At 37.7% G+C, this 13,745-nt stretch carries 4 protein-coding genes; 3 read left to right on the top strand and 1 reads right to left on the bottom strand.

The features are described 5' to 3' along the window. The first annotated feature begins 48 nt into the window (after nucleotides 1-48). The 3 genes from QM481_RS23680 to typA all read left to right on the top strand — a co-directional run bounded on the left by QM481_RS23680 (nucleotide 49) and on the right by typA (nucleotide 10,905). Nucleotides 49-6,810 carry a peptidase associated/transthyretin-like domain-containing protein gene (locus QM481_RS23680; RefSeq protein ID WP_283383614.1) on the top strand — a complete coding sequence of 2,254 codons (6,762 nt, stop codon included), beginning with the start codon at nucleotides 49-51 and terminating at the stop codon, nucleotides 6,808-6,810. Between the two features lie 81 nt (nucleotides 6,811-6,891). After that, the gene (locus QM481_RS23675; protein WP_283383613.1) at nucleotides 6,892-8,853 is read left to right on the top strand and encodes a fibronectin type III domain-containing protein; all 1,962 of its coding nucleotides are present in this window, start codon (nucleotides 6,892-6,894) and stop codon (nucleotides 8,851-8,853) included. 237 nt (nucleotides 8,854-9,090) lie between these two features. Beyond that, nucleotides 9,091-10,905, top strand: a complete 1,815-nt coding sequence (gene typA / locus QM481_RS23670) for a translational GTPase TypA (protein WP_283383612.1) — start codon at nucleotides 9,091-9,093, stop codon at nucleotides 10,903-10,905. Nucleotides 10,906-11,678: 773 nt separating this feature from the next. On the opposite strand, the gene QM481_RS23665 is transcribed toward typA, so the two are convergent. After that, nucleotides 11,679-13,418 carry a hypothetical protein gene (locus QM481_RS23665; protein ID WP_283383611.1) on the bottom strand — a complete coding sequence of 580 codons (1,740 nt, stop codon included), beginning with the start codon at nucleotides 13,416-13,418 and terminating at the stop codon, nucleotides 11,679-11,681. Nucleotides 13,419-13,745: the final 327 nt, after the last annotated feature.

Below are 13,745 nucleotides of genomic sequence, written 5' to 3'. Positions count from 1 at the left end.
TCAGACAGTAGCCCTTTTCAAAAAGTAAGTCCTCAAACTTTTACTATTATGAAAAAGTACTTTTTCTTGATGCTTTTCCTATGGGTAAGTATTCTCAGTCAAGCTCAATCTCCGCTAAAAATTCAGGTAACGATGTTGCCTCCATATCCAACAACATTATCCGATTTACAAACTCGTAGTAATCAAGTTGTGATACTGGTACAAAACCTTTCTCGACAAAGCTACACGTTTGTTTTGGGCGGAGAGTTGACCGATGACAATGGCGTTTCACTAAAAGCAGTGCCTTTTGTAGGGCAAACGACTTTAACCGTAAATGCCCTTCAAAGCCTCCGCCTATCTGCCAATGACTTTAGTCGTATTTTTGATATTAATAAAATTCAGGTTTCTGGGATAGATAAAAATACGCTTATCCGTACAGGCGCTATCCCAGAAGGCTCTTACCGTTTGTGTTTGAGGGCTTATGACCCCACCACACTTCGCCCTATATCTGACGAAGAACCGTTGGGATGTTCCAATACTTTTCCGATACAAAGTATTGAACCTCCAATCATTTTGCGTCCGCAGAATGAAACAGAGGTGATGATAAGCACTCCTCAAAATATCCAATTTGCATGGACAGTACCGGCGCAAGCTCCTGCTGGTACACGGTATATTTTTAGAATTAAAGAGCTACCAAATGGTCAGAATCCAAACAATATTATGCGTTTGGGTACACCTTATATTTTGGAGCAACAAACCAATGTCAATTTTCTTAATTACGGACCATCATTTCCCTCACTCGTAGCAGGTAGAAGCTATGCATTTAGTGTACAAGCCGTAGACCCTACAGGTCGCACATCGTTTCGAAACCAAGGGTATTCGGAAGTGTACCAGTTTATCTATAAAACCCCAGTCGTTCGCAGCACCGATAATGCCATAGCGATTTTAGTTCCCCAAAAATGTGGTAGCGAAATAAAAGCAGGTGAAAATATTGCCTTTTACCTCCGCTGGAAACCCGAAAAAGCTACTGTTCCTGAGCGATATAACTTATTGATTACCAATAGTCAAAAAAGTGTAATGGTCAACAAAACACTCAATAGTCCTTACTTTCAGGAAGACGACATGGGTCAATTAAGGTTTAATAACGGAGCGACTTACAACTTTAAGATACAACAGCTTGATCCAAGCAATAACCAAGTCATTGCAGAACAAAGTTGTGATTTTGTGTTCAAGAAAAAAGATTCCGTTCTGGTTGTTGCACAAAGACATATCAAAGGGAAAATGCAATATGCCTATCCTAACAAAACTAACACTTACCAAGCTTCCAATGCCGATTTGGCACTGTATTTACAAGAAGTAATTCCTAAAGGGAATAATGATTATAGAGTATTAAACGAAAAGCTCATTGCTCAAACTACCACGCTTTCGGATGGTAGCTTTGATTTTGGAGTTAATGGCTTTAATGAAGCTAATGGACCAACAGGAAAAACTTTTTTGGGTCAGCCTGTTTCAACTATATTCAAAATTGTTTCGAATAATCCTTATTATAAGGACTACGCCAATGCTGTCATGTTCAACTCCAAAGATGGCAATATAGATTTGGGACTTATCAAGACCGAAGCTAAAGGGTTTCAGTTAAAGGTACTCTTGCAGGAAGGTTACAAGAACATCAATAAAAAAGAGCTTCTCGAAAATCGAACTATTTATTTATATCGTCTCAAAAAAACCTCTTATTCCAATTCAGGTAGCTGGCAAGTAGGCATAGGAGTCAATGTTCCAAACAATTTTGGTGCTAACATTGGCAATAATACGCCTGGCCTTGGTGGTGGCAATTCTTATGTAGGGATACGCCCTCCTGTAGAGGGAATGATTACACGTTTTACCTCTGCGGGAGCACCATCCCCATTGGTTGATTCGCGTGATGTGGATATGATGGCGAAGAAATCTTCCAACTATGAGTTAATAGGAACTGGAAAAACCAATAGTAACGGAGAAACTGTTTTTGAAAATCTCCTTTGCAAGTCCGACGAAAATGATGTCTACTATTTATGGACTAACGAAATGGATATTAAAGATGCCCAGCCTTTTTTTGCCAATTATTTCGCCTCTATGAATACTTTGCAGTCTACGACGCTAACGGTTATTTCGCCACTTCCCCCATCGGCAACGCTCGCAGGAAAAATTATCAGTAAATATTCTGACCCTAACGAAACAGATATAGCTCCTTTGTCCAACACAACTGTAAAGGCTCAGGTCATGTATGTCATGAAAAATGCCAAAGGAGTCAATTACAATATTTCAGATCAACATTCGATTAGTCCTGATGGCACATTTTCGATGGCTATCCGCAACAATTATAACTTCAATGGACAACCCGAATATGCCGATTCGGATATGATTATTGGTACAGGAAAAACAACAAACGATGGTTCTTTTTCTATGGTCATTAATTTTGATAAAATGCCCAAATGGGGGCTCGTCAAAAAGAACATGACCATAGGTAATCAGTCAGGTGAATTTCCTTCCTATGTCACAGGCGACTTATATCGTTACATCCGTATTGTGGTAGAAAGCCCCTATTATTGTAGCCCAGATGACAATATTGAAATTTATCCCCTTGAATCAAAAAATGTAGGAACATTATTGTCTCTTGTTCAAAGCTTTAGTATTGAGGTGGCAGTCAAGTCTAATAGCGACCCCAATCAAGCATCACCCAATAGTCCCTTGAGTGGCATGGATGTATTTTTATTACGTGCTTGGAAAAGTCGCCCAGCGGGAGTTCCACAAAACGAAGGGATGCACCTCAATACTTATGCCAGCGACAACAATGGAAAAGGCTACGAAATTATTTCAAAAGATATTACCAATGGTTCAGGCAAAGTGGTGCTCAAGCGTCTTATTCGCCACTCTGGGATTGCTTCTGATGTGTATTATCTGGCAGTGCAGTCTAACCCCAACGCTGGAACGAACAATACCTATGGGAATTTAGATAAATCAGACAAGTCAGATTTCCCTTCCGACTTTGTAGGCATTCTTATTTCGCAGGACAACGAAAAGACGAACAATGCTTTCGGTTCATATACTTTCAACAGTGAGTACAACCATTTTCAAAACAGTACTACACGTATTATGAATCCAGCAAAGCCAAGATTATCTTATCGGGTTGTCCGAAAAGATAAAGCTACTGACGGCATTGCAGGAGCAAGTGCTTCTATGGTGTTCAAAAAGCTTTTCTCTACCGAAACAATTAGCAATTATTCGGATAAAGATGGCTATGTTATTTTCAATAATCTACCTACAGGCTTACAATCAAAGCTCATTATTAGCCATCCTTCTTACGATTACGAAACGCAAGACCAGTACACAGAATCATTACCTGCGTTGAAAAATGGCGTTCAGTTGGTTCAAAAAGAAATTCCATTTACGCCTAAAGGTCTTGTTGTAGGTACTATCGTCAATGAACAAAACAAAGGTGTTGGTGCCTATGTAAAAATTGACAAAGGTCCTTATGTAGAAAGCAGCCCAAGTAATGGCACTTATTTTACCTATGCTATTCCCAAAAAGATTTCATTAATCAATGTTATTCCAAAGGACGTATCTTATTTCGAAGAAAATTCTTGGGTAACAATTCCTGATGGCGTGAAAGTGCTTGATAAGATTACGGTTTACCAACGCAATCACCGTATTAAATTCAGAGTTATGGGCGAAACTCAGCTCGTATCGCTCAACCCTAACGGCAAAATCACAACCAAAACTATTATTAAGGCTGTCGAAAAAGCTTCTGTAGATATATTAGGGCAAGTTTTTTATGCTGATAAAGATGGCTGGGTAGAAGCACAATTTAAGAATGTGTCTGTCAACTATCTTCAAATGAAAATAAGTGGCCCAGCCAAAACAAGTTACATTCCACAAACTATTGCCTTTACCAATGAAGAAAGTCGAAATTATCAAATCTATGATGATGTAGTCCTCAAAAATGGCTTTACTGTGGCAGGAAAGGTATTACTCAACGGTAAGCCTATCAAAGGAGCAGAGGTATCTATGACCGCAGGAATCAATGGAAGTATTTATGCTACACAGAGTGAATCAGACGGTAGCTTCAAACTTTCGTACCCCGAAGCATCTACTTATACTCGTGTGGTAGCAACTTATAATCCTGATGATGGAAAATCATATATAGGTGATGAAGTATATGTCAATACCCAAAATGCCAATAATGTTACCCTCAATGTCAAAGAAAGTGACTTTAATATCACCGACCTTTGGGGATTTCCTATCAAAATAGAACAAGCTCAAAAACAGGCAAATGGAAATTTATTAGTGAGAGGAACCCTGTACTTATCAAAACCTAATGGCGGTTCAGGAACCATTCAAGGCCCAGGAGGTATTCAAATTAATACCAATATCAACAATTTCAATGCGGTATTTAAGCCGTTTGACAACGATATGAAAATTGCCTTCTTTGGGGCTGAATTCAACAAAGTAGGCAATAAGGTCGTGTGTGTTTCTCAAAAAGTAAGTCTTCAACATAGTTTTTTGAAAATGCGTTATAGCGATACCTATAACACTAAAACAGTTCCTGCCAACAGCGATTACTATTTATCAATTGTCAAAAGTGGAAATCAATCGGGTGTTGTCAATGGATTAACCCAAGTTATCGACAACTCCTTCAAATACCCAAGTAGCCATTTGGAGTTTGACGATAGTGAATTTTATTTTGCCATCAACAGTGACGGAAATATCAATCGCAATATCCCTATCATTTCGTCTTTACCTGACATTCCGAGCAAATTTAATCTTTGTAATAAGCAAGGAAATCCTATCAAGTTCAAGTTTATTGGCTTTGATGCGCAAGCTCAAACCGCTACCTCTACGATAAGTGGTAGCAAAATAATTTTAGATGTTAGCTTAGACTGTAAAATACCCAATGCCAACCCATCCGCTTTTAAACTCAATGTTGGAAAAATTGAACTAACAGCCGACCAAGTAAAAGCTTCAACAGGTCAATCTATGACCTTTAAGCTTGCAGGGAAATGGAGTGTAGAGGTAAAAAACTGGTCTATTTCTCCCACAGAAGGAGGAATATCTTCTTCTAATGGTATTATCAAGACAGGCAAAATTGATGTTCCATTCACAACTTTCATGCTAAGATCAAACCTCCTCGACATAAGTGACTTCAAAGTTGAAAATCTCAATGTGGCAGGAATCGCACAATTACAAACCAACGTATCAGGTGACAAAATCTACTTTGGCTATGATGCCAAAACAGGTAGTGATGCCTCTGGTCACTGGAAACTCAGTATTCCGTCAGGCAATGGTGGTTATGCAGGCAAGATAAAAAAAGAAGATCTTATCAAATTCAAAGGATTTCCGAATCAAGACATTACGTTAAGCATGATTTCATTGCTCGATAATGGCGAAGATATCCTTTCGTTCAGTAATGAAAGTAGCAACTATAAACTTTTCAACTTAGTCAATTTCAAACCTAATACAATCAACACTGGCAGTGATTATTTCTCACTCGTTGGTTCAGGCTCATTGGGTATTCAAAGAGTTGCCAACGACCAAATGTTGGTGGTAAAATTTGTTAAATCTACTCCAGCTATTCAGTTGAGTACTTTCGACCTCGGTTTTGAAGCTAAAGGATATGTTCGTTTCTCTTCTGTAGCAGGAACAGATAAACAAACTTTTGATAATGGGCGTTTTGTAGCTACTGGCAAAATAGAAGAGCCTGGCAAATTACAGCCCATCAAAGTAGCGTTAATCCACACGCCAACCGAAACCAAGATTGTTCCTATTGAAACAGAATTTCCGAATCTACCAAAACAATCGATTCCAATCGGTGGCTCAGGGGCAAGTGATACCAAACTCCGAAATATTGCTCTTACCCTGACTGCAAGTCCTAATCAAGATTGGTCTTTCCTCACTTTTGAAGGAGATCTAGATAATTATAAAGGAACACAAAGCCAACCCAACCGTATGAAGTTTACGGTATTTGGAGAAATCAAGGCTTCAGATCAAAAAATTCAGGCAGACAATTTACCTTCACTACCGGGCTTACAACTTACTTATGATATTGAGAAAAAACGCTTAGTTGGAACAATTGACCTAAGTAAGCTCACACAAGGAGTTGAAGGACTTGAGATGAAAGGAGTAGCCCAAGTCTTATTTGACCCTCAAGGTTGGATTATCACAGCAGCAGGTATTGTTAGTAATGTTCCATTGCCTGACCCAACTGTCCTAAAAGCTGGTTTATTGATTGGTAGCTACAGCCAAGCGCTTCCAGCAGAGTCTTCAAGTGTATTGTTTACCTATGTACGAGAAAAACAGCTTCCATGTAGTTTTGCGCAAGGCTTTGCAGGGTTTTATGTAACAGGAGAGCGTCCTATGCCACTCGATGGTCTCTCTATGGAAATAGACCTAGTTATTGCCAGTGCCTATTTTAGCGTAGACGCCTTTATGGATGCCTATTTCTATGGCAACTTATTTGGCACCGTTGATTTTGGGGCAGGCATCAGAGCCAAAGTACATGCCGACTATGGACTAAAAGCTATCACTTGTACAAGCCTAACAGGATCGGTTGATGCTGAAGCTGCCATTAAAATTCAGGTACAAAAGCAAGGAGGTAATTTCTCTGCCAACCTAAATGCCAAACTAGGCAACTCCAACAAGATATGCCTCAAACAACAAATACCACTACTATTCGATTGTGGTTCGACCATCTTTGATGATTGTCTTGAAAAAGGATTCTGTGTAAGTTTCTCAGGGGGAACTAGCGGAGTAAAGGCAGATTTAAGTCTGAGCCCTTGTAAAACTGAACCATGTAAATAGTCAAACATTTCAATTGCATTCGTTATGAAAGTCTCTTTCAACACATATATATCATCGCTTGTGCTATTGTTAATAATCAGCATGAGTACTCCCATTTTTGCACAAAATTTGCAAACTTATGTTGGGAAAAACGGGATTTTTATTCTTTTCGGAAAAAATATTCCAGCCAACTTTACTTACCAACTTGAACGAAAAATGGCTTCTTCCACAGAGTGGGAACCTGTAAATAGTATTACTGTTGATCGCTCGGCTCAAAGCTTACTTTTACGTTTACGTCAAGCTCATCGTAAAAACTCTTTTTATGAAGTTCCTAGCGATACTATATTCAAAAGATTCACTAACCTCATGAGTCGTGCCATTATCTCTGACTCTCTTTATGAGTTTAATGCTTCGCCTTTGATGCTTGAAACCGCAGGTTTGGGTTATTTTGATACTGAGATACAAACCAACCAAACTTATCAGTATCGCCTTACCAGTAATTCTCCTAAAGTATCTGAGCAAACCTCTGCCCCTATTCGTTTTGTAGTGCAAAAACCTAAATATGAATTAGTATTCAACAAAAGTGTACCCGAAGAAGACCTTGTAGGATTAGAATGGCGTGTTTCAAAACGTAGTAATTTACCTTTTAGCTGGAAGGTATATCGTCAGTATTACCTCCAAACTTCTATGCAAGAAATCCCTGTGATCAAGTTTTTTACAGCTTCAAAAGACAGCGTAATCCTTCGAACAATCGATAGGCAAACTTCTGCAAAACGACTTTATCGTTATGTAATTGTTCCTTATGACGCCTTTGGGAATGAGGGTACTCCTAGTGATACTATTTTAGTAAAAAATGTAAAACCTTATAGTGATATTCCCATTCTTGAGCACTTTACTGCTGATAGTGATAATCAGCGTAGAGGTATTTTGTTAAAATGGAGTTTTGATAAAGCCACTGCCTTAAAAGACCTCCAGCTTTATCGAAGCAAAAGCTTCGAAGGTCCATATCAGTCAATTGCCACTTTACAACCAACCGACACAACGTACTTGGACAGCAAAGTTGAGCCAATTGAAACCTATTTTTATTACCTCAAAATGAATTCTCTTTATAACCAAGGTTACCCTTCGGTAAAAGTTGCGGGTATGTTACAAGGAATTGAACAGGCAGTATTATCTCCTAAAAACCTAACTATTAAACAACAAGGTACTACAGTGACACTTTCTTGGACTCGTTCAGAACGCAATACTCGTGGCTACTATGTATACCGAGGCGAAGGATACAAAGGCAAGCAGGTACAAGTATCCGACCTTGTTTATAGTAAAGATTCTTTAGTGTCCTATACCGACAATATTCAAAATCTTGATTCTACACAGGTTTATTCGTATTCTGTAGTATCTTTTAATACTAGCTATAATACGAGCCCAAATTCTAGTTCAGTTTATACAGTACCTTCGGCAGCATTGTCATTACCAACTCCTATTGGATTAGCAGCTTACCGACAAGCAAACAATAAGGTATTACTCATTTGGAAAGACATGACTGTTATTAGCCCTTATGTAGTTGGGTATGAATTATATCGACGAGAAGTAAACCCAACAAGTAACAAAGCGCTAGATGATTACAAAATCATCTTTCAAAATTCAGTGGCAAATATCCAAAACTCCTTCGTTGATTCGCTTGGCATAGCCGGCAAAAGTTATGAATATGCGGTAAAATCTATTGGTCACCACAACTTCCAAAGCGCCATGAGTGCATCCACTACGATTTTACTCAATAAGGTATTACCACCTCCCCCTGCAGGTCTAAAAGTAATCACTGATAATCAATCTATTATTGTAGAATGGGACAATCCAGCGATCAAAAATCTCAAGAATTATAAGGTCTACCGATTCGATTCTCAAAGCAGAACCCCCCTTTTAGTCCAAACTTTACCTGTAGGTATAAACACTTATAAAGATTCGGGATTACCTAAGGGAAAAGACTACTTCTATAAAGTTTCGGTCGTTGATTCACAAAACCAAGAAAGCATTCTTAGCGACGAAGTTGGAATAAGTTGGCAGTAGCGAATAGGGGCTTATCGTAAATATGAAGAAAAAATAATTATAAACAATTGAATAATAATACATTAAAAATCATTTAGATAAAAAAAATACCATTTTTATTTGAAGGTCAATAGCACTTTTCTAAGAAAAACTCCGTACCTTTGCACCCTCATTCAAGAGCTACGTTAATAGTTATTCGTGTTACAAAAGCAAAATGGCGATTAACGATTAGTAAATAACAGATAACATTCATCGAAGATGCAAAGCATTCGTAACATTGCAATTATAGCGCACGTTGACCACGGTAAAACGACCCTTGTTGACAAAATCATCCACGCATCGAAATTATTTCGTGATAACCAAGAATTCGGAGATTTGATTCTTGATAACAATGACTTGGAACGTGAACGTGGTATCACAATTGTATCTAAAAACGTATCAGTTCGCTACAAAGGCGTAAAAATTAATATCATTGATACTCCTGGTCACTCCGACTTTGGAGGAGAAGTGGAACGTGTATTGAAATTGGCTGATGGTGTTTGCCTTTTGGTGGATGCTTTCGAAGGTCCAATGCCTCAAACTCGTTTCGTATTAGGAAAAGCAATTGACTTAGGTCTTAAGCCAATCGTAATTATCAACAAAGTTGATAAAGAAAACTGTCGCCCTGACGAAGTACACGAGCAAGTATTTGACTTGATGTTCAACTTAGGTGCAACAGAAGATCAATTAGACTTCCAAACACTTTACGGTTCATCTAAACAAGGATGGATGAGTACTGACTGGAAACGCAAAACTGAAGATATTACTGAATTATTAGATGTAATCATCGATAATATCCCTGCTGCTCCAATCAATGAAGGTCCTGCTCAAATGCAAATCACTTCATTAGACTACTCTTCATTTGTTGGTCGTATTGCTATTGGTCGTGTTCACCGTGGTACTTTCAAAGAAGGACAACAAGTTGCTTTGATGAAGTCTGACGGTACTGTGAAGAAAATGAAAATCAAAGAACTTCAAACATTTGAAGGTCTTGGTAGAGCAAAAGCTGAGGAAGTTTCTTCTGGCGAAATTTGTGCAATGATGGGTATTGATGACTTCGAAATTGGTGATACTATTTCGGATGTTGAAGTTCAAGAAGCATTGCCACGTATTTCGATTGATGAGCCAACAATGAACATGTTGTTTACAATCAACAACTCTCCATTCTTTGGTAAAGAAGGTAAATTTGTAACATCTCGTCACTTACGTGATCGTTTGTTCAAAGAAACAGAGAAGAACTTAGCTCTACGTGTTGTTACAACAGATTCAGAAGATAAATTCTTAGTATTTGGTCGTGGTATCCTTCACTTGTCTGTATTAATCGAAACGATGCGTCGTGAAGGTTATGAATTACAAGTAGGACAACCTCAAGTAATTTTTAAAGAAGGCGAAAATGGTGAGCGTTTAGAACCAATCGAAACATTGGTAGTAGACGTTCCAGATGAGTCTGCAGGTAAAGTAATCGAATTAGCTACACAAGGTAAAGGTGAGTTATTGATTATGGAACCAAAAGGTGACTTACAACACTTAGAATTCAACATTCCTTCACGTGGTTTGATTGGTATGCGTTCTAAAGTATTGACTGCTACTTTTGGTGAGGCTATCATGGCACACCGTTTCAAAGCGTATGAGCCTTACAAAGGTCCAATCCCTGGTCGTATCAACGGTTCATTGATTTCGATGAACTCAGGTTCGGTTACCGCTTATGCAGTAGATAAATTACAAGACAGAGGGGTATTCTTTATCGATCCAGGTGAGGAGGTTTATGCAGGTATGGTAGTTGGAGAGCATAACCGTCAAAATGACATTGAAGTAAACCTTCAAAATGCGAAACAATTAACGAACATGCGTGCTTCTGGTACGGATACTAACGTTAAAATTGCTCCGAAAATCCAGTTCTCATTAGAAGAGTCAATGGAATATATCCAGAAAGATGAGTACTTAGAAGTAACTCCTCAATCGATTCGTATGCGTAAAATCTATTTAGATCCAAGTGTACGTAAACGTATGGAACAAAAAATGGAAATGGCTTAGTCATAAAAAACAAAACCCCTCTGATTCAAGTCGGAGGGGTTGTCCTTTTACCACTAATTGCTTTATAATTTCTATATATATAGACAGTAGTTTCTACAAAAGGGTTGTATGCCCAGTAAGATTTTTTTAATATTTTTTCAAAAAAATCTATTTCTTCTTGATAATCAAGGCAATAAAAAAACTCCCAGAAAAATTCCGAGAGCTTTCTAAATTCTCCATAAGCTTTGATAATTCCTTTATTACTTTCTTGAGTCTTTCTAAATCAATCATTAGGCTGCTTGCATTCTAATAATTGTAATGCCCTTTTCGCTCTTTGTCATTCCACTTCATCTGTATTAGGAATCCAAGATATTTGTGTTAATGTTTTGTTTAATCTATTCCATTCCCTTATAATTCAAGATGCTCACGTAGGCTCAATTCTCAAATAACATTTGAGGGTATTTCATAAACCTAAAATGGCAATAGTATTTCCTACTAGGAATTAGTAGCGTACAAAGGAATACAATTACCCATCCATTTCGGGTATCGGATGTTGGGTTTCGGAATTGTAATCTACTATTTTTTGTAAAAACAGGTATTTCCAATATTTCCGAAATCAGAAATCAGAAATCCCAAATCTGCAATACCTTCGTTACATTCCCTATTCCCTATTCCCTATTCCCTATTCCCTATTCCCTATTAAAGATATTATTAATCGTAAAAAGGTTGTAACGTATAAAAAATAAAAAGCCCCTGATTTTTCAATCAGGGGCTTTAATAATAATCCTTAGAAACTATTTTCTTTTTGGAGAATCAGGAATAATTCTGATATCATTTGGTTTCTTAGGATCAATATAGAATTTATATTTCGCTACTTGTCCAGTTGGCTTACAATCACCCGCACTCAAACGTTGAACTTCGTATTCATAAACCGCTGGCGATTTAGGAAGAGGAAGATCTTCTGGCCATTTGATATTTGGATTGGTAGCTACGTTTTCGTAGTTAACCACTGTACTGTATTTTTTCACACCTGTAGCTGTTCCAGCACTAGCTTTTTTACGTCTTGGAATAAGTTTTTTAGCAGGAGCAGCTGTTACTGTAGCTGGAGCTGCAGCTTTAGCAATCTTGCGAGGCTTACGCACTGGCTTACCTGTTCCGAAGTATTTAGTAGCAGTTGAACCACCGAAGATTTTAAAGATATATTGATCTTCTGTTTTTGCAACTGGAGCTATTGGAGCAGGTTTTGCTTTGTAGCCAAAACTAGCTGCATTAGCTTCAGACAAACACTTACCTTGTACACTTGATTGAATTGTATAGTAATAGAAGCTACACTCATCACCGTTTACAAGCGAAACATTATTAGGTAAATTTAACGTTGTAGACTTAGTAGTTTGCTGATACACTGGAATACCTGAGCCATCAGCTTTATACAACTTGAAAATATACTCTTCGTTTTCTGGAGTACCAGAAGTACTTTTCCAACGGAAAGTGGGTTTTTCAGTCGAACCATAGTCATACATTCTTCCACTTTCAGATTCAAGCGTTGGAACTGCACAAACTACTGGAGCTGGAGGAGGAGGCAACAATTCATAAACTGTTTGAGCACTACAAGTACCAAATGTGTGCGCTAATGCCAAACCAAAGTTACAACCACCATGAGTTCTTGTATCTTCTTTAGTCAACAAGATATTACCAGGAGCAGCATCTTGACCAATTGTCGTAAATGGAGTTTTTGTCACAAATCCAATCGCATTTAACCCTAGCGACCAATTTTTTGACAAATTATACAATAAATCAACACTTAAAACTCCACCCAACTGATTTTTTGATGCTGATGGAGTTAAACGAAATATTATCTGATCTACTCCTAAATTTGCAGGCATCGTAGCACCAAAACGAGGAGCAGAAGTATTCATTAAACCTCCTTTAGCATCGATATCTAGTGAGAATTTTGTTCCTAATGGCAAAGATACAGCTGGTCCAATCATTAAAAGGAAGTCTTCATAGCTACCTATTTTATCATAGTTTAAGGCGCTTGTAGGAATACCTCTTGTTGCAGCATTACGAGCAATCAAACCTTGCGGGCCTTTGTAGTCATCACTAACACCAAAATTTTGATAACCACCAAGGATACCAAAACCAACCTTTCCCCAGAAATGATTAACTGTTAAATAGTTATATGCACCTGGCTTAAGGAACATGGTAATATCTTCACCCTCTTTACAGAACGGAGTTGCAATACCTATACGATCAGTAATTTTCCAATATTGCTTTTGTTTAGTAGAAAGAACTACATTACTATTTTTATAAAAAGCAGTATCAAGATGATAACCATCTGCTACTGATTTTACAATTTTACCGTTAGAGTAGGTAGTAGTAGTAATTCCACTTTCTGTCACTGAACTAACAATCGACGGCTTGCTTTCGGTCTGTGCAGTTGCTACTTGACTAGCTAAAAGGCATGAAATAACCCCCATAGACAGTCGCTTAGAAACATTGACAGCGAAACTGGATGTTGAAAAACTTTGTTTCATAACTGCTTGTTTTATAATTATTAATATAGGATTTACTGGTAATGCTTTAGTTTAGACAAAAATATAGCCAAAAAGTCACTAACAGAAACAATATAAAGTAAAAAAGTCATATTGCCAAATTGCTAAACATTGGATTATCAAACCCTCTGCTAGAGTTTTTTGACAAGAATCCTGTAAATTTGCACAATTGAAATTTTACAAGCAAAGATACGTCTCATTATTTAATATTGAATACCGCTTAATAAACGGTTTTTAAGAAGAATTTCTTATTCGTATAATTAATCATTTGTTTTACAATGATTTAATTTTTGTTATTTCATCAATTCT

Origin of the sequence: Flectobacillus rivi (assembly GCF_030056655.1) — a bacterium.
Lineage (GTDB): Bacteria > Bacteroidota > Bacteroidia > Cytophagales > Spirosomataceae > Flectobacillus > Flectobacillus rivi.
Note: the sequence above shows the minus strand (reverse complement) of the source record. Positions and strands in the feature narration are given on the sequence as shown.